This window comes from Mesorhizobium sp. (genome assembly GCF_004963255.1).
In the GTDB taxonomy this organism is placed as follows: domain Bacteria; phylum Pseudomonadota; class Alphaproteobacteria; order Rhizobiales; family Rhizobiaceae; genus Mesorhizobium.
The window spans coordinates 97,419-113,270 of record NZ_SUGA01000014.1; the positions used below are offsets into that span (position 1 = coordinate 97,419).

The 15,852-nt window shown below is 65.6% G+C and carries 17 protein-coding genes; 9 read left to right on the forward strand and 8 right to left on the reverse strand.

Annotation, left to right across the window (positions count from 1 at the left end; all coding sequences use genetic code 11):
* Positions 1–43 precede the first annotated feature (43 nt).
* Genes E5X34_RS16810 through E5X34_RS16820 form a run of 3 tightly spaced genes read left to right on the forward strand, consistent with a single transcriptional unit; the run spans position 44 to position 2,665 of the window.
* On the forward strand, positions 44–1,036 hold the full coding sequence (locus E5X34_RS16810; RefSeq protein ID WP_292566843.1) for an ABC transporter permease: 993 nt from the start codon (positions 44–46) through the stop codon (positions 1,034–1,036).
* Positions 1,033–1,809 carry an ATP-binding cassette domain-containing protein gene (locus E5X34_RS16815; protein ID WP_128256493.1) on the forward strand — a complete coding sequence of 259 codons (777 nt, stop codon included), beginning with the start codon at positions 1,033–1,035 and terminating at the stop codon, positions 1,807–1,809. The genes E5X34_RS16810 and E5X34_RS16815 overlap by 4 nt, the downstream gene beginning before the upstream one ends.
* 1 nt (position 1,810) lies before the next feature.
* Positions 1,811–2,665, forward strand: a complete 855-nt coding sequence (locus E5X34_RS16820; RefSeq protein WP_292566847.1) for a sugar phosphate isomerase/epimerase family protein — start codon at positions 1,811–1,813, stop codon at positions 2,663–2,665.
* A gap of 158 nt (positions 2,666–2,823) precedes the next feature.
* Here E5X34_RS16820 and E5X34_RS16825 read toward each other — a convergent pair whose 3' ends face one another.
* From E5X34_RS16825 to pcaQ, 8 genes are all read right to left on the reverse strand, one after another.
* A complete protein-coding gene (locus E5X34_RS16825; protein WP_292566850.1) occupies positions 2,824–4,269 on the reverse strand; it encodes an aldehyde dehydrogenase in 1,446 nt (481 codons plus the stop codon).
* Between the two features lie 36 nt (positions 4,270–4,305).
* Complete coding sequence (locus E5X34_RS16830; protein WP_292566953.1) at positions 4,306–5,091, reverse strand: coniferyl-alcohol dehydrogenase; 786 nt, start codon at positions 5,089–5,091, stop codon at positions 4,306–4,308.
* A gap of 2 nt (positions 5,092–5,093) precedes the next feature.
* Positions 5,094–6,155, reverse strand: a complete 1,062-nt coding sequence (locus E5X34_RS16835; RefSeq protein ID WP_292566853.1) for a branched-chain amino acid ABC transporter permease — start codon at positions 6,153–6,155, stop codon at positions 5,094–5,096.
* On the reverse strand, positions 6,152–7,048 hold the full coding sequence (locus tag E5X34_RS16840; protein ID WP_292566855.1) for a branched-chain amino acid ABC transporter permease: 897 nt from the start codon (positions 7,046–7,048) through the stop codon (positions 6,152–6,154). Before E5X34_RS16840 ends, E5X34_RS16835 begins: the two co-directional genes overlap by 4 nt.
* Positions 7,045–7,773, reverse strand: a complete 729-nt coding sequence (locus E5X34_RS16845; RefSeq protein WP_292566858.1) for an ABC transporter ATP-binding protein — start codon at positions 7,771–7,773, stop codon at positions 7,045–7,047. Before E5X34_RS16845 ends, E5X34_RS16840 begins: the two co-directional genes overlap by 4 nt.
* Positions 7,770–8,501 (reverse strand): ABC transporter ATP-binding protein, encoded by a 732-nt coding sequence (locus E5X34_RS16850; RefSeq protein ID WP_292566956.1) that lies wholly within the window; start codon positions 8,499–8,501, stop codon positions 7,770–7,772. The genes E5X34_RS16845 and E5X34_RS16850 overlap by 4 nt, the downstream gene beginning before the upstream one ends.
* Before the next feature lie 28 nt (positions 8,502–8,529).
* Positions 8,530–9,846, reverse strand: coding sequence for an ABC transporter substrate-binding protein (locus tag E5X34_RS16855; protein ID WP_127868658.1), 1,317 nt, complete (start codon positions 9,844–9,846; stop codon positions 8,530–8,532).
* 181 nt (positions 9,847–10,027) lie between these two features.
* Positions 10,028–10,945 (reverse strand): pca operon transcription factor PcaQ, encoded by a 918-nt coding sequence (pcaQ, locus tag E5X34_RS16860; RefSeq protein WP_095815781.1) that lies wholly within the window; start codon positions 10,943–10,945, stop codon positions 10,028–10,030.
* A 92-nt stretch (positions 10,946–11,037) separates the two neighbouring features.
* On the opposite strand from pcaQ, the gene pcaD reads away from it, so the two are divergent.
* From pcaD to pobA, 6 genes are read left to right on the forward strand one after another with little or no spacing between them, the layout of a single operon-like run.
* On the forward strand, positions 11,038–11,850 hold the full coding sequence (pcaD, locus tag E5X34_RS16865; RefSeq protein ID WP_292566863.1) for a 3-oxoadipate enol-lactonase: 813 nt from the start codon (positions 11,038–11,040) through the stop codon (positions 11,848–11,850).
* Positions 11,843–12,247: a 4-carboxymuconolactone decarboxylase gene (pcaC, locus tag E5X34_RS16870; RefSeq protein WP_292566866.1), complete on the forward strand. Its 405-nt coding sequence runs from the start codon at positions 11,843–11,845 to the stop codon at positions 12,245–12,247. Before pcaD ends, pcaC begins: the two co-directional genes overlap by 8 nt.
* Entirely contained in the window at positions 12,240–12,992 is a 753-nt protein-coding gene (pcaH, locus tag E5X34_RS16875; protein ID WP_292566868.1) for a protocatechuate 3,4-dioxygenase subunit beta, read from the forward strand. Before pcaC ends, pcaH begins: the two co-directional genes overlap by 8 nt.
* Complete coding sequence (pcaG, locus tag E5X34_RS16880; protein ID WP_292566871.1) at positions 12,992–13,606, forward strand: protocatechuate 3,4-dioxygenase subunit alpha; 615 nt, start codon at positions 12,992–12,994, stop codon at positions 13,604–13,606. The genes pcaH and pcaG overlap by 1 nt, the downstream gene beginning before the upstream one ends.
* Positions 13,607–13,617: 11 nt before the next feature.
* Positions 13,618–14,670, forward strand: a complete 1,053-nt coding sequence (locus E5X34_RS16885; protein WP_292566874.1) for a 3-carboxy-cis,cis-muconate cycloisomerase — start codon at positions 13,618–13,620, stop codon at positions 14,668–14,670.
* Positions 14,670–15,842, forward strand: a complete 1,173-nt coding sequence (gene pobA, locus E5X34_RS16890; RefSeq protein WP_292566877.1) for a 4-hydroxybenzoate 3-monooxygenase — start codon at positions 14,670–14,672, stop codon at positions 15,840–15,842. Before E5X34_RS16885 ends, pobA begins: the two co-directional genes overlap by 1 nt.
* Positions 15,843–15,852 lie beyond the last annotated feature (10 nt).

Consider the following 15,852-nt stretch of genomic DNA (forward strand, 5'->3'; position numbering starts at 1 on the left):
CCTACTAACCTACTCCCTTATTCCCCTTACCGAAGGGTCGAAAATGGCTTCCGAAACGACGCAGCCCGGCTTCTGGGCTCGGGTGCAGCGCGCATCCGTCGAAAGGCTTCACATCAGGCTGGAGTCGCTGGTGGTGCTCCTAGCGCTGAGCACGGCGATGGCGCTCTTGTCGCCCTATTTCCTGTCGCTCAGCAATTTCCTCAACATACTGCTCGCGACCTCGACGATCGGCGTGCTGGCGATCGCGGCCACCTTCGTCATCGGCTCGGGCGGGCTCGATCTGTCGCTGGGCTCGGTCATGGGCCTTGCGGGCGTGGCGGGCGCCTTCGTCGCCGTCAATCTCGGCTGGCCGTCGGTGCTGGCGGTGATCGCCTGCATCCTGGCCGGCGCGATCGCCGGTTACATCAACGGGCAGCTGGTCACCCGCGCCTTCGTGCCGGCCTTCATTGTCACGCTCGGCATGCTGGGCCTGGCGCGCGGGCTGGCGCTGGTCATCTCGCAGGGCAGGGCAATCTACGGCCTGCCGCTCGGGATCGTCTATATCGGCCAGGGGCGGCCCTTCGGCATTCCGATGCCGGTCATCATCTTCGTGCTGACGGCGATCGTCGCGCATGCGGTGCTCGCCTATACGCGCTTCGGCCGCCACACGCTGGCGCTGGGCGATAGTGAGGGTGCTGCCCGCGCGGCCGGCATCCGCGTCGAGCATCATCGCCGCATCATCTACACGCTATCCGGCGCGCTGGCCGGGCTCGCGGGCCTGCTCTTCACCGCGCGCGTCAACGCAGGCGACCCGACCGCGGGCATCAATTACGAGCTTACCGCGATCACCGCCGCGATCATCGGCGGCACCAATCTGTTCGGCGGCCGCGCCTCGATCCTGGGCACCATGATCGGCGCGCTGATCATGGGCGTCTTGCAGAACGGGCTGACGCTGCTTGCGGTGCAGTCCTACTACCAGCAGATGGCGATCGGCGCCGTGCTGATCCTCGCCGTGTTCATCGACCAGTACCAGGTGCGGAAGGAGTCACGCGTATGACCCTGCTTTCGCTTCGCGGCATCCGCAAAAGTTTTGGCGCGGTCGACGTTTTGCACGGCGTTGACCTCTCCGTCGCGGCCGGCGAGGTGGTCGGGCTGGTCGGCGACAACGGCGCCGGCAAATCGACGCTGATGAAGACCATCACCGGCATCTACCGTGCCGACTCGGGCTCGATCGAATTCGACGGCAAGGACATTCTTGCCCTCGACCCTGGCCAGCGCCGCCAGCTCGGCATCGAGATGATCTACCAGGATCTTTCGCTGGCCAAGCAGCAGGACGTGGCGTCGAACATCTTCCTTGGGCGCGAACCGACAAAGCGCTTGTTCGGCCTGTTTCCCGGCTTCGTCGACAAAGGCGAGATGGACCGCCAGGCCGCGAAAATGATCGAGCGGCTGGGCGCGCATCTGCCGTCGATCAACCGGTCGGTCGGCTCGTTCTCGGGCGGCCAGCAGCAGACGGTGGCGATCGCGCGGGCGCTCACCTTCAACCCGAAGCTCGTCATCATGGACGAGCCGACGGCGGCGCTTGCCGTGCGCGAGGTGCAAAGCGTGCTCGATCTCATCCGGCGGCTGAAGTCGGAAGGCATCGCCGTCATCCTGATCTCGCACCGGCTGAACGACGTGCTGTCGGTCACCGACCGCATCGTCGTGCTGCGCCACGGCAGGGCGGACGCCGATCTCGTCACCGCCAGGACCAATATGAACGAAGTCGTCAGCCGCATCGTCGGCGGCGGCGACATTGCCGCCGCGGCGGCTCATGAGCAACGAGGCTGATATGAATACCTTCGGACTGCACACTTTCGCCATCGCGCCGGTCTGGGACCTCGCGCGCATCGAGCCGCAGATGGACCGGCTGAAGGAGCTCGGCATCGGGCTGATGGAGATCCCGCTGCTGCGCCCCGAGGAGATCGACACCAAGCGCACGCGCGGCTTCGCCAGCCACTATGGCGTCGAGCTGATCCCTTCGCTCGGCCTGCCGCGCGCGCTCGACGTGGTCGAGCGGCCGGACGAGGCGCTCGATTTCCTGCAGCCGGCCTTCAAGGTCTGCAACGAGGTCGGCGCCGAGGCGCTTGGCGGCGTCACCTACGGCACGATCGGCAAGACCACCGGGCGGGCGCCGACGCAGCGCGAGATCGACGGCATATGCCGCTTCCTCGAACGGGCGGCGAAGTCGGCGAAGTCGCGCAGCCTCAAGCTGGGCATCGAGCCCTGCAACCGCTACGAGACGCATCTGATCAACCGCGGCATCGACGCGGCGCGCATCATCGAGCGCGTCGGCGCCGAGAACATCTTCATCCATCTCGATACCTACCACATGCATATCGAGGAAGAGAGCTTTGCCGCCGGCTTCGAGGCGGCGGCACCGTATCTCGGCTATGTGCATGTGTCGGAAGCCAATCGCGGCGTGCCGGGGCGCGGCATGCTCAACTGGGCGGCCTGCATGAAGGCGATCGCCGACATCGGCTATCAGGGGGCGATCACGCTTGAAAGCATGAACCATGTCGATGTCGACATCGCCGGTGGTCTCGCCGTGTGGCGGCCAGTGGCCGAGGATCCGCGCGAAGTGATCGAGGTCGGCCTGCCGTTCCTGCGCGAGGAAGCGAGGAAGGCGGGGCTGACGCTGGGGTGAGGATTCTTACCTTTTCCCCTTGCGGGAGAAGGTGGATCGGCGCGAAGCGCCGAGACGGATGAGGGGTGTTCCAGCGGAGTGAGACGTCGGCTTTCCCTGGAGCACCCCTCATCCGGCCGCTTCGCGGCCACCTTCCCCCACAAGGGGGGAAGGAAGAATCAGAACGGGTAGTGCTGGCCCGGGTCCTCGATCGTCACCCAGCGCAGGTCGGTGAACTCGGCGATCGAGGCCTTGCCGCCGAAACGGCCATAGCCCGAGCCTTTCACGCCCCCGAACGGCATCTGCGCCTCGTCGCCGACGGTGGGACCATTGATGTGGCAGATGCCGGCCTGGATGCGCGCGGCGACGGCCATGGCGCGGCGGATGTCGCGGCTGAAGACGGCGGAGGACAGGCCGTATTCGGTGTCGTTGGCGACGCGCACGGCCTCGTCCTCGCCTTTGACGCGGATGACCGGCTTCACCGGGCCGAAGGATTCTTCCGAATAGACGCGCATCGGAGGCGTCACGTGATCGAGGAGCGTGGCTTCCACGACCGTGCCGGTGCGCTTGCCACCGGCCGCAAGCTTTGCGCCCTTGGCGGTCGCGTCGGCGATCAGCTCCTCCATCTTGTCGGCGGCCTGGCTGCTGATCAGCGAGCCCAGCACGACATGGCCGCGCGGATCGCCGGCCGGAAGTTTTGAGGCACGCGCGGCAAGCTTGGCGACGAACTCGTCGGCGATCCTTTCATCGACGATAAGACGTTCGGTCGACATGCAGATCTGGCCCTGATGCATGAAGGCGCCGAAAACAGCGGCATTGACTGCCGCGTCGATGTCGGCGTCGTCCAGCACGACCAGTGGCGCCTTGCCGCCGAGCTCGAGCAGCGCCGGCTTAAGGTGCCGTCCGGAGAGCTCGGCGATGATGCGCCCGACCTTGGTCGAGCCGGTGAAGTTGACGCGCTTCACCGCCGGATGCGCGATCAGCGCCTCGACGATTGCCGCCGCGTCCTTCGGGTCGTTGGTGACGACGTTGACGACGCCCTTGGGCAGGCCAGCCTCGACCAGCACCTGGCCGATCAGGCGATGCGTGCCGGGGCACATTTCGGAAGCCTTCAGCACCACGGTGTTGCCGCAGGCGAGCGGCATGGCGAGTGCACGCGTGCCGAGGATGACCGGCGCGTTCCACGGCGCGATGCCGAGGCACACACCTGCCGGCTGACGGATCGCCAAGGCGAGCGTGCCCGGCTTGTCGGACGGAATAACCTCGCCGGAAATCTGCGTGGTCATCGCGGCCGCCTCGCGCAGCATGTTGGACGCCAGCATGACATTGAAGCCGGCCCAGGGTGCAGTAGCGCCGGTCTCTTCCATCATCAGTTTCGTGAATTCGCCAACTTTCGAAGCCATCACATCAGCGGCCTTCAAGAGCAGCGCACGGCGTTCACCGGGGCCAGTTTTCGACCACGTATCGAAAGCAGCGGCTGCAGCATCGACTGCGGCGTTGGCGTCGGCGATGCTCGCGGCCGCGGCGCGTGTCGCCAGCTTGCCGGTGAAGGGGTCCAGGCGCTCGTAGGACGCCTTGCCGGTCGCTTCCCTTTCGTCGCCATCAATCAGAAGTCCGATATCCATTGTTCTCTCCCTCGCTCCCGGTGGAGCGTTGCAAAATCAGAAGCCAAGCACTTCCGCGTTGATCGATGCTTCGAGGCCGCCGTCGACCGGCACGTTGGCGCCGTTGATCCAGCGCGCGGCATCGGAGCACAGGAACAGGACTACGGGCGCGATATCGCCCGATGTTCCAGCGCGCCCGACGCGCCCAATATCGCTATCGACCTTGGAAGCGCCAAGGACCGCGCGGAACTGCTTGAGGATCGGGGTCTCCACCGGGCCCGGGCTGACCGCATTGATGCGGATGCCGCGGCTCTTGAACAGCTCCCGATGCGCGGCGCGGAAGGTCCACAGGAGCAAGAGCTCCTTCGAGACCGGATAGCCTTCCTCGTTCTTGACCGCGTGGTCGGCGATCACCTTGGCGACATCGGGAAAGCCTTCGACGCTGACCATCGAGGCGGCGCGGTTCAGATTGGCGCGCCAGCCATAGCCGGCGATTGAGGCGACGTTGACGATGGCGCCGCCCTCGCGAAGTTTCGGCGCCAGCGCCTCGGAGAGCGCGCGCAAGCCGTAGAAGTTGACGGCGAGCGTTGAGGCTGCACCCGTGTTGCCGGACAGGCCGGCGACGTTGCACAGCGCGTCCAGGCGCTGCGGCAGCCGCGCGACGAGATCATCGACGCCGGCTTTGGACGAGATGTCGGCCTTGACGAAGATGCCCTGATGATCGGCTGGCTCGCGCATGTCGACGCCGATCACATCGGCGCCAAGTTGGCCTGCCAGTTCTGCCGTGCGGGCGCCGATGCCCGAGGCGACGCCGGTGATGAGGATCGTCTTGCCGAACAGCATGCTCACGCTTTCTCCCGAGATGTTGTTACCTGTGCCGGCGGAGCGGTCCCACCGGTCGTGTCGCTCGCGTTGACAGGAAGCCTGACGCGGTAGCCGACCGACAAGATGCGCCAGCCGAAGCGGTCTTCGAGCGTGCCCCACAGACCGCGCGGCAAGAGCAGCGAGAAGACCAGCGCCGTGGCGCCGAGGCCGATCAGGTACCAGACGCCGGTGCCGCCGAACCACGTCTCGATGATAAAGAACAGCAGCGCGCCGAGGATGGCGCCCTCGAAGGTGCCGATGCCGCCGACCAGCACCATGAAGATCATGTAGGCCGTCCACTGCACGCTGAAATAGGTTTTCGGCTGGAAGGTGATCGCGGTCGCCAGCCACAGCGCGCCGGCGACGCCGATGCCGAAGGCGGCGAGCACGAAGAGCAGCCGCTTGGTGCCGGTGACGCGCACGCCGACGGAGGCTGCCGCGTCCTCATTGTCGCGGATGGCGCGGATGGCGGCGCCCGTGCTGCCGCGCAGCAAGCCGAACAGGACGGCGAGCAGCGCCGTCATCGAGGCCAGCGCCAGCCAGTAGATCGTAACGCGCCTTGTCGACGCATCGTAGACGTTGAGCGAGATCAGCGACGTGCCCGTCTCGCCCTGGATCAGCCTGTCGAGATTGACGAGAAGGTGGGTGAGCGCTGCGATCACCCACATGCCGATGGCGAACTCGCCGTTCCTCAAGCGCAGCATCAACAGCGAGATCGGCCAGGACACAGTGCCGACGATGACCGCCGAAACGAACAGCGAGACGAACGGATTGAGCCCGGCATTGGCGAGCCGGATGGTGAAGTAGGCGCCGAGACCGAAGAACACCTGCTGGCCGACCGAGACCAGTCCACCGAAACCGGCGAGCGCATTCCACATCGCGGCGAGGATTACATAGATGAACAAAGCGGTCATGCGGTCGACCACGCCGGCGGAGAGGAACTGCGGCGCGACGGCAAGCAGCAGGATGATGATCGCGACGCCGCAGCCGGCGATGCGCGAGGCGACTGTTCCGCGCTCGATGACGGGGGAGGCGGTGCTCATGATGCCTTCCCCGTGGAGAGTCGGAGCAAACCACCCAAGCCAAGGCCGGAAGTGTAGAGCCGGATGAACAGCACGATCAGGAAAGCGATGTGGCCGCCGATGAGAAAGCCCTGCGGGTGCACGGTCGCACCGAGCGTCTGGGCGAGCGCCAGCACGATGCCGCCGATCAATGTGCCCCAGAGCGAACCGACGCCACCGATGACGGCCGCCTCGAAGGCGAACAGAAGTTGCGTTGCGCCAGCATAGGGATCGAAGGTGGCGCGCATGCCGAGAAAGGCGCCGGCGAGACCGACCGTGACCATGGCGATTGCCGCGGCGATCGCGTTGGCGCGGCGTGCGTCGACGCCGACAAGGCCGGCGGTATCGGGGTCTTCCGAAGTGGCGCGGATCGAGCGGCCGAGCCCGGTGCGGGTAAGGAAGAGCTGCAGTCCGCCGAGCAGGACGACGGCGGTGACGAAGATGATCACCGCGAGCTTGCCGACATAGAGGCTGCCCGGCCATTCCCAGGAATCGTAGGACAGGCTGCCGATGAAAGGCGCCAGTGAGCGCGTGTCGGCGCCGAACTGTTCGAACAGCACATTGTCGATGACGATGGCGAGGCCGAAGGTGGTGAGGATCGGTAAGAGCGCGCCGCCGCGCGCGCTGCGCTCGAGCAGGAAGCGCTGCAAGGCCCAGCCGATCACCGCCATCAGCGGCAACACGATTGCGAGGCCGAGGAAAGGCGGGATGTGGAAGCGCGAGGCAAGCAGCCACAGCGCGAAGGCCGACAGCACGGCAAGGCTGCCATGCGCCAGGTTGATGATGCGCATCACCGAGAACATGAAGGAGAGGCCGCAGGCGATCAGCGCGTAATAGCCGCCAAGCAGGATGCCCTGGACGATCTGGTTGGTCATGCCGGCACGCCTCCGGCGGCTTTGCGGTGCAGGCCGAAATAGGCTTTGGTCACCTCGTCGCGCGAGACATTCTTGCTGTCGCCTGCAAGCGCGACCCGGCCCTCCAGCATGCAGATGACCTTGCTGGAGACGGAGAGGGCGCGGTTAAGGTCCTGCTCGACCAGAATGATCGTCGTGCCGGAGCTGATCAGACCCCGAAGGGAGGCATAAACGCGGTCGACGACCAGCGGCGAGAGTCCAAGCGAGACCTCGTCGAGCAGGAGCAGGTCCGGATTGCTCATCAGCGCGCGGCCGATTGCCGTCGCCTGCTGCTCGCCGCCGGAGAGATGCCCGGCCTTGGCGTGACGGCGCGGCTTGAGGTTGGGGAAGGTTTCCAGCACGCGCTCGACGCTCCAGTCGCCGGGGCGGCCGGCGGTGCGGCCAAGCAGAAGGTTTTCCTCGACCGTCATCTGCACGAATAGCCGCCGGCCTTCTGGCACCAGCGCGATGCCCTTGCGGACGCGCTCGTGCGAAGGCACGCCGGAAAGGTCGGCGCCGTCGAAAATGACGCGGCCCGAAGCGGCCTGGTGCGCGCCGGCGATTGCCCTGAGCAAGGTCGTCTTGCCGGCACCGTTGGCGCCGACCAGCGCCAGCGTCTCGCCGCGCTCGACGCTGAAGCTCACCCCGCGCACCGCCTGCAGGAGGCCATGCCGGACGACCAGATCCTCGACCGACAGCAAGCTCATTTCGGACCTCCGCCGAGATAGGCGCTGATCACCTGCGGGTCGGCCATCACCCCCTGCGGGTCCCCGTCGGCGATAATCTTGCCGGCGTCCATGCAGATCAGCCGTTCGGCCACCTGCAGAAGGATGTGGACGATGTGCTCGATCCAGACGATGCCGATCCTGCGGCGGCGCAATTCGCGGATGGTCTCTACCAGCTCGCCGGCCTCGCCGTCGGTCAGGCCGCCGCCGATCTCGTCGAGCAGAAGCAGCGTCGGCTTCGCCGCCAGCGCGCGCGCCAGCTCCAGCCGCTTGCGGTCGAGCAAGCCAAGCGTCTCGGCGCGCCGGTTGGCGACGCCCAGCATGCCGCAGAGCTTCAGCGAGCCGAGCGCCTCCTCATAGGCCTCGTCGCGACCGAGGCCGGCGCCATGCGAGGCGGCGACGAAGACATTCTCGAAGGCGGTCATGCCGCCGAAGGGTTTTGGCACTTGGTGCGTGCGGACGAGGCCCAGCCGGCAGCGCTGCGTCGCCGGCAGCGTGGTCACGTCATCACCCTTGAAGGCGATGGTGCCGGCGCTTGGTGGATAGGCGCCGGAAAGCACGCTGAGCAGCGTCGTCTTGCCGGCGCCGTTCGGGCCGACGATGCCCACCGCCTCTTCGGCGCCCATGGCGAAGTCGATGTCGTCGAGCACCACAAGCGCTCCGAAGCGCTTGTGGATGCCGGCGGCACTGAGGATCGCACCGTTGGGCATGGCGTTCACGATGCGGTCCCTCGACAGATCAGCCGTTGTAAGGCTGGAGCTTGGCCTCGACCGGCACCTTCGGATCGGTGGCGTTCTCGGTCACGACATAATCGAGCGGGAACTTCGAGCCTTCCTTGGCGGCGACCCATTGCGTGCCGATGATCGGGCCGGGCGAGACGTTGGCGACTGGGCCGCTGGTGAAATCGACCTTGCCGATCATCGTCTCGGTCTTCAGCGTGCTCAGTGCCTTGGCGACCGCCGCCTTATCCTTGGCGTTGGAACTCGCCTTCAGGGCTTCGAAGCCGGCGTCGAGCAGCGACATCGAGGCGCCGAGTTGCTGCGTCCACTGCTTGCCGCTTGTCGCCTCGTAGCCATCGGCCAGTTCTGTCCCTGAGACGCCGGTCAGCGGCGACTTGTAGGGGAAGGCCTTGTGCCAATAGGCGGCACTCGCAATCTTCATGCCGAGATCGCCCAGCGCCTCGATGTCGGAGGGGAACAGACCGGTCTTGGCGACCTGGGCGATCTTGATCTGCCTTGTCAGGCCCTGCTGCGCGGCCTGGCGCCAGAAGGCGGCGAAATCGGGCGGGATCGGGAAGGAGTTGAAGATCTCGACTCCTTCCTGCTTGAACAGCGCGATCTGCGAGGAATAGTCGGTGGTGCCGGTCTCATAGGCGCCGGGATCGACGATCGTGAAACCTTGCTTGGCCAGAAGCGGCGCGAGGTTGGCGCGGATGGCGTTACCGTCGGCGTCGTTCGGATACATGACGCCGACCTTCTTGTTGGTCTCGATCAGGTTCCACTGCGAAATGTAGGTCTTGAAGAATTCGCCGACGCCGAAGCCGAAATGATAGGTCCATTTGAAAGGCGAGGGCGCGCCGGGCTTGGCGCCTCGGCCGAAATACCAGGCCTCCCACGGCATGACGGTCGAGAGGCAGGGCACGCCGGCTGCTTCGCAGGCATCCGCCACTGGATTGATCACCTCCGGCGTGGAGACGGCGAGCATCAGGTCGATGGCCTGGTTGTTGATCAGGTCTTTTGCCAACTGGCCGGCGCGGGACGGGTCGGACTGGGTGTCCTGGTCGAGGATATCGACGCTGTATTTCTTGCCGCCGAGCTCGATGCCGTTGGCCAGGGCCTTGCGGGCAAGGTCGAGCACATAGCCGTCGGTCTCGCCGAAGCCGGCGAGCGGGCCGGTGCGCGGGCTGACGAAGCCGACCTTGACCGTGTCGGCGCTTTGCGCGAAGGCCTTGCCGCGGCCGAATGCCAGTGCCGCGCCGCCGGCCACCGACGTGGCGATGAATTGGCGCCGTGAAATGCCCGATAGAGCGGGTTTGCTGCCGATAATGCGAGACATCTGCTCCTCCCTCAGTGGCCGTTCGACACGACGGCAAACGGGTCTTCCGTTTGCGGCCGGACGGCACGGCTCTCGATCCTCCGAGGTCACATTGCACTAGCGGTTTGGTTCGGTAAAATGATATTTTACGGTGTTTCATTAACCCCTAGGTTAGCGGAATTCGAACTGCCAGGGCCGATCGTCAGGCGTGGTGCCGCGCTGCCTCGCGGATCGTCTGCAAGAGGATGGTGAAGGCGGGCGAGGGCGCGGTGTCGGTGCGCATAGTCAAGCCCACCGGCCCTTTGGTTTCTTCCGTATCCACCGGCAGGGCGACGAAGGCGCCGCTGGCGATCTCGTTGGCGACGACGCCGGCCGAGATGATCCACACCGCGTTGCTCTGGCGCATGAAGGAGCGGCCGAAGGAATCGGAGACAGTTTCGATTTCCGTCGCCGGCGCGGTCATGCCGTTGGTGATGAAGAGCCGGTCGACGAAAGGCCGGATGACGGATTCCCGCGTCGGCATCAGGACGGGGAACTCGTCGAGCCGCGCGAAGATGTCGGCGCCCGGCTCGGACAGGGGATGCCCGGCCCGCACGACGAACAGCACTTGTTCGGAATAAAGGTGTTCGAAGAAGAAGCCGGTCATATGCTCGGGCGCCGCGAGCCGGCCGACCACGAGGTCGAGCGCGCCGACACGCAACTGTTCCAGAAGCACCGCGTTCTCGCCGGTGACGATCTTGAGCGCGGCGCCGGTGTTCTCCTCGAGGAACAGGTTCATGGCGAGCGGCATCACCCGCGCCGACACGGTCGGCAGCGCGCCGATACGGATCGGGTCGCGATTGAGGGCGCCGTCCTGGCGCACGGAATCGACGCCGCGCTTCAGCGCCGAAATCGCCGAGCCGGCATGTCCAAGGAAGATCTCGCCGAGACGCGTGACGCGAATGCCGCGCCCGTCGCGCTCGACCACCGCGACGCCCAGCGCTTCCTCCAACTCGCGCAAAGTCTTGGTGACGGCGGGCGCGCTGACATGCAGGAAGTCGGCTGCGCGCGCGACGCTGCCTTGCCGCGCGACTTCGAGAAACGCTTGGAGGTGGCGGAAGCGGATCCGGCTTTCGGCCATGGTTCGATAACCTCAGAGTTAATGAAACGCCGCAAAATATCATTTTACCGAACCAAATCGCTGGTGCAATGTGGCTTTGGAGGATCGAAATCGTGCCATTCGTCAGCATAGGCGGCGTCACGCTGCATCATCGCCATATCGAGGCGGCCGGCACGTCGCGTCCGATCATCTTCATCAATTCGCTGGGAACCGACTTCCGGATCTGGGACGATGTCGTCGCGAAACTGAGCGGCGAAATGCCGATGCTGATCTACGACAAGCGCGGCCACGGGCTATCGGATATCGGCAGCGGCGTGCGCTCGATCGATGATCACGTCGACGATCTGCTGGGCCTTATCGATCATTTCGGTTTCGGGAAGGTCGTGGTGTGCGGACTGTCGGTCGGCGGTCTGATCGCGCAGCGGCTCTATACGCGCCATCCCAAATGTGTGGAGGCGCTGATCCTCAGCGACACGGCGCACAAAATAGGCACCGCAGAGAGCTGGAACACGCGCATCGCAACTGTCGAGCGCGACGGCATCGAGGTGATCGCCGACGGCATCATGAAAGTGTGGTTCACGCCGGATTTCCATGCTCGTCGCGCGGCCGACCTGGCCGGTTGCCGCAACATGCTGACCCGGCAGGCGCTGCCGGGCTATATCGGTACCTGCATGGCGGTGCGCGATGCCGATTTCACCGACAGCGCGCGGCGCATCGCTGTGCCGACGCTCTGCATCGTCGGCGACCAGGATGGCTCGACGCCGCCGGATCTGGTCCGCTCGCTGGCCGGGCTGATCCCCGGCGCACGCTTCGAAGTAATCCGCAATGCCGCACACATTCCGTGCATCGAGCAGCCCGAAGCGCTCGTCAGTCTGATCCGCGATTTCGTCGCCTCGTTGCCCGAGGGAAAGCCTGCTCATGGATGATGTCACGAAGAACCGCTACCGGACCGGTCTCGAGGTCCGCCGCGCCGTGCTCGGCGACCCCCATGTCGACCGTGCCGAGGATACCGCCACGGATTTCGACCGGCCGTTCCAGCAGCTGATCACCGAAGCCGCCTGGGGAACCGTGTGGGCGCGACCGGGCTGGTCGAAGCGCGAGCGCTCGATCGTGACGCTGGCGCTGCTTGCGGCACTTGGCCATGACGAGGAAGTCGCCATGCATGTGCGCGCCACCGCCAATACAGGCGCCACGCGAGACGACATCTGCGAGGCCTTCCTGCATGTCGCGATCTATGCCGGCGTGCCGGCGGCCAACCGCGCCTTCAAGATCGCCAAGGAGGTGTTCGCGCAGATGGACGGAGCAAAGAGCGCCCATGGCTGAGCCCGGCTCAAACCGCGCGCCGGAAACCGGCGCCTTCTTCCAGCGCGACCGCCAGTGGCATCCGGCGGCCTTCACGCCGAACTATAAGAGCTCGGTTCTGCGCTCGCCACAGAAAGCGTTGTTGTCGTTCGACAACACGCTGTCGGAACTGACCGGTCCGGTGTTCGGGCACGCGATGCTCGGCGAGCTCGACAACGACCTGATCCACAATTTCGCCAAGGCCGGCGAGAGCGCCATTGGCGAGCGCATCATCGTCCATGGACGGGTGCTCGACGAGCGCGGCAAGGGTGTGCCCGGCGTGCTGCTCGAATTCTGGCAGGCCAATGCGGGCGGCCGCTACCGCCACAAGAAGGACGGCTATCTCGCACCGCTCGATCCGAATTTCGGCGGCTGCGGCCGCACGATCACCGGTGAAGACGGCAGCTACGCTTTTCGCACCGTCAGGCCTGGGCCCTATCCGTGGCCGAACGGTCCGAACGACTGGCGGCCGGCGCATATCCATTTTTCCGTGTTCGGCCACGGCTTCGCCCAGCGGCTGATCACGCAGATGTATTTCGAGGGCGATCCGCTGATTTGGCGCTGCCCGATCGTCGGCGGCATTTCCAACAAGGAAGCTGTCGAGGCGTTGATCGCCGCGCTCGATATGCAGTCGACCATTCCGATGGATGCGCTCGCCTACAAGTTCGACATCGTGCTGCGCGGGCGACGCTCGACGCTGTTCGAGAACAGGCCGGAGGGCAATTGATGGCGCAGTCGCTCGACCGGCTGAAGGAGAGCCCTTCGCAGACCGCCGGCCCCTATGTGCATATCGGGCTGACGCCGAATTTCTGCGGCATCGGCGGCGTCTATCAGAGCGACCTCGGCTCGACGATGCTCAACGGCGAGACCAAGGGCGAGCACATCGAGCTGCGCATCCGCGTGCTCGACGGCACCGGCACGCCGCTCAAGGACGCGCTGATCGAGATCTGGCAGGCGGATGCCAACGGGCTTTACAACTCGCCGGCCGAATTGCGCGGCGCTGCCGATCCGAATTTCCAGGGGTGGGGCCGGCAGCCGACCGACATGGAGACCGGCGTCTGCCTGTTCCGCACGATCAAGCCCGGCCGCGTGCCGTTTCGCGACGGGCGGCTGATGGCGCCGCACATCACGCTGTGGATCGTGGCGCGCGGCATCAATATCGGCCTGCTCACTCGGCTCTACTTCTCCGACGAGGAGAAGGCCAATGCCGAGGATCCGATCCTCGCCCGCATCGAGCATCGCGTTCGCGTGCCGACGCTGATCGCCGAGCGCCAGGGCGACACTTACGTCTTCGATGTCCACCTGCAGGGCGAAAAGGAGACGGTCTTCTTCGACAGCTGACCGCGACCAATATGACCGTTTCGCCCTTCGATCATCCACTGCTTTCCGGCCTGCTCGGCGACGAGGAGGCGGCCCGGCATTTTTCCGTCGAAGCCGATATCGAAGCGATGCTCGGTTTCGAGCGGGCGCTGGCCGAGGCGGAAGCCGAGTGCGGCATCATTCCGTGTGATGCCGGGGCGGCGATCTTGAAAGCTTTGGCCACGTTCCGGCCGGACACAGCCAAGCTGAGGGCTGGCGTCGGCAGGGATGGCGTCGTAGTGCCGGAACTGGTGCGGCAGGTCAGGGTGGCGGTTGGTGAGCCGCATGGCGAGTTCGTCCATTTCGGCGCGACCAGCCAGGACATCATAGATACCTCGCTGGTCCTACGTCTGCGCCAAGTCATCGACCATATCGGCCTGCTGCTTGGCGAGAATGTTGTGCGCCTCACCGGCCTCGAGCTGGAGTTCGGAGAACGTCAGTTCATGGCGATGACACGCATGCAGCCGGCGATCCCGATCACAGTGACCAATCGGACTGCTTCCTGGAGGGCCCCGCTCGAGCGTCACCAGCAGCGCCTTGCCGAAATATCCGGCGGTCTGCTGGCGCTGCAGTTCGGCGGCGCGGCTGGCACGCTGGAAAAGCTCGGCGACAAGGCCGCCGCCGTGCGCGCAGCGCTGGCCGCGAAGCTCGGTCTTGCCGATGCGCCGCAATGGCACAGCCAGCGTGACGCGCTTGCCGAGTTCGCCAGCTGGCTGTCGCTGGTGACCGGCAGCCTCGGCAAGTTCGGGCAGGATGTCGCGCTGATGGCGCTGACGGGCTCCGACATCAAATTGTCCGGTGGCGGCGGCTCGTCGGCCATGCCGCACAAGCAGAATCCGGTCAAGGCTGAAGCGCTGGTGGCGCTGGCGCGCTTCAATGCGGTGCAGCTTTCCGGGATGCACCAGGCGTTGGTGCATGAGCAGGAGCGCTCGGGTGCGGCCTGGATGCTGGAGTGGCTGATCCTGCCGCAAATGGTCGTGGCGACGGCGGCCGCGCTAAGGCTTGCCGCCGAGCTGACCGCGCAGATTGAGAGTGTCGGTCATTGATGCGCACGCAGGTCGCCATCATTGGGTCGGGACCGTCCGGCCTGCTGCTCGGCCAGTTGCTCGCCGGCATCGGCGTCGAGACCATCATTCTCGAACGATCAAGCCGGGAACATGTGCTCGGCCGCGTTCGTGCCGGCGTGTTGGAACAGGGCACGGTCGACCTGCTCGGCGAAGCGGGCGCGGCGGACCGGCTGCACGCCCAGGGACTGCCCCATGAAGGCATCTCGCTCGCCTTCGACGGCCGCGCGCATCGCATCGACATGAGCGCGCTCACCGGCGGCAAGCATGTCACCGTCTATGGCCAGACCGAGGTGACGCTCGATCTGATGCAGAAGCGCGAGGCGGGGGGACTTCAGACCGTCTTCGAAACGTCGAATGTCGCGCTGCATGATTTCGACGGCGCGTCGCCCTTCGTCACCTACGACAAGGATGGCGCGACGCATCGCATCGATTGCGAGTTCATCGCCGGCTGCGATGGCTATCACGGCGTCAGCCGCAAGTCGGTGCCGCAGGGCGCGCTGAAGACGTTCGAGCGGCAGTATCCGTTCGGCTGGCTGGGCGTGCTGGCCGAGGTGCCGCCGGCGGACCACGAGCTGGTCTATGCCAATCACGAGCGCGGCTTCGCGCTCTGCTCGATGCGCTCGCCGCAGCGCAGCCGCTACTATGTGCAGGTTCCGGCCGACGAGCGCGTCGAGGCCTGGTCCGACGACCGCTTCTGGGACGAGCTGCGCAGCCGCCTGCCGGCGCAAATAGCGGAAGCCGTCACCACAGGGCCGTCCTTCGAGAAGTCGATCGCCCCGCTGCGCTCCTTCGTCGCTGAGCCGATGCGCTTCGGAAAACTGTTCCTGGTCGGCGACGCCGCCCATATTGTGCCGCCGACCGGCGCCAAGGGCCTCAACCTCGCTGCCAGCGACGTGCGCTATCTCTTTGCCGGACTTCGTGAATTCTACCGCGAGAGGTCAGAGGCCGGGCTCGATGCCTATTCGACCAAGGCGCTGGCGCGGGTGTGGAAAGCGGTGCGCTTCTCCTGGTGGATGACGACGATGCTGCACCGCTTCCCTGAGACCGGCGAGTTCGGCCAACGCATCCAGGAAGCCGAGCTCGACTATCTTGTGCATTCGAAAGCGGCATCGACGGCGCTTGCCGAAAATTACGTCGGGCTGCCCTACTGATCGACTGGAG

What these genes read in the sequence shown, in the direction of transcription:
- E5X34_RS16810 (WP_292566843.1), top strand. Translation starts at nt 44, where the DNA reads ATGGCTTCCGAAACGACGCAGCCCGGCTTCTGGGCTCGGGTGCAGCGC.
- E5X34_RS16815 (WP_128256493.1), top strand. Translation starts at nt 1,033, where the DNA reads ATGACCCTGCTTTCGCTTCGCGGCATCCGCAAAAGTTTTGGCGCGGTC.
- E5X34_RS16820 (WP_292566847.1), top strand. Translation starts at nt 1,811, where the DNA reads ATGAATACCTTCGGACTGCACACTTTCGCCATCGCGCCGGTCTGGGAC.
- E5X34_RS16825 (WP_292566850.1), bottom strand. Translation starts at nt 4,269, where the DNA reads ATGGATATCGGACTTCTGATTGATGGCGACGAAAGGGAAGCGACCGGC.
- E5X34_RS16830 (WP_292566953.1), bottom strand. Translation starts at nt 5,091, where the DNA reads ATGCTGTTCGGCAAGACGATCCTCATCACCGGCGTCGCCTCGGGCATC.
- E5X34_RS16835 (WP_292566853.1), bottom strand. Translation starts at nt 6,155, where the DNA reads ATGAGCACCGCCTCCCCCGTCATCGAGCGCGGAACAGTCGCCTCGCGC.
- E5X34_RS16840 (WP_292566855.1), bottom strand. Translation starts at nt 7,048, where the DNA reads ATGACCAACCAGATCGTCCAGGGCATCCTGCTTGGCGGCTATTACGCG.
- E5X34_RS16845 (WP_292566858.1), bottom strand. Translation starts at nt 7,773, where the DNA reads ATGAGCTTGCTGTCGGTCGAGGATCTGGTCGTCCGGCATGGCCTCCTG.
- E5X34_RS16850 (WP_292566956.1), bottom strand. Translation starts at nt 8,501, where the DNA reads ATGCCCAACGGTGCGATCCTCAGTGCCGCCGGCATCCACAAGCGCTTC.
- E5X34_RS16855 (WP_127868658.1), bottom strand. Translation starts at nt 9,846, where the DNA reads ATGTCTCGCATTATCGGCAGCAAACCCGCTCTATCGGGCATTTCACGG.
- pcaQ (WP_095815781.1), bottom strand. Translation starts at nt 10,945, where the DNA reads ATGGCCGAAAGCCGGATCCGCTTCCGCCACCTCCAAGCGTTTCTCGAA.
- pcaC (WP_292566866.1), top strand. Translation starts at nt 11,843, where the DNA reads ATGGATGATGTCACGAAGAACCGCTACCGGACCGGTCTCGAGGTCCGC.
- pcaH (WP_292566868.1), top strand. Translation starts at nt 12,240, where the DNA reads ATGGCTGAGCCCGGCTCAAACCGCGCGCCGGAAACCGGCGCCTTCTTC.
- pcaG (WP_292566871.1), top strand. Translation starts at nt 12,992, where the DNA reads ATGGCGCAGTCGCTCGACCGGCTGAAGGAGAGCCCTTCGCAGACCGCC.
- E5X34_RS16885 (WP_292566874.1), top strand. Translation starts at nt 13,618, where the DNA reads ATGACCGTTTCGCCCTTCGATCATCCACTGCTTTCCGGCCTGCTCGGC.
- pobA (WP_292566877.1), top strand. Translation starts at nt 14,670, where the DNA reads ATGCGCACGCAGGTCGCCATCATTGGGTCGGGACCGTCCGGCCTGCTG.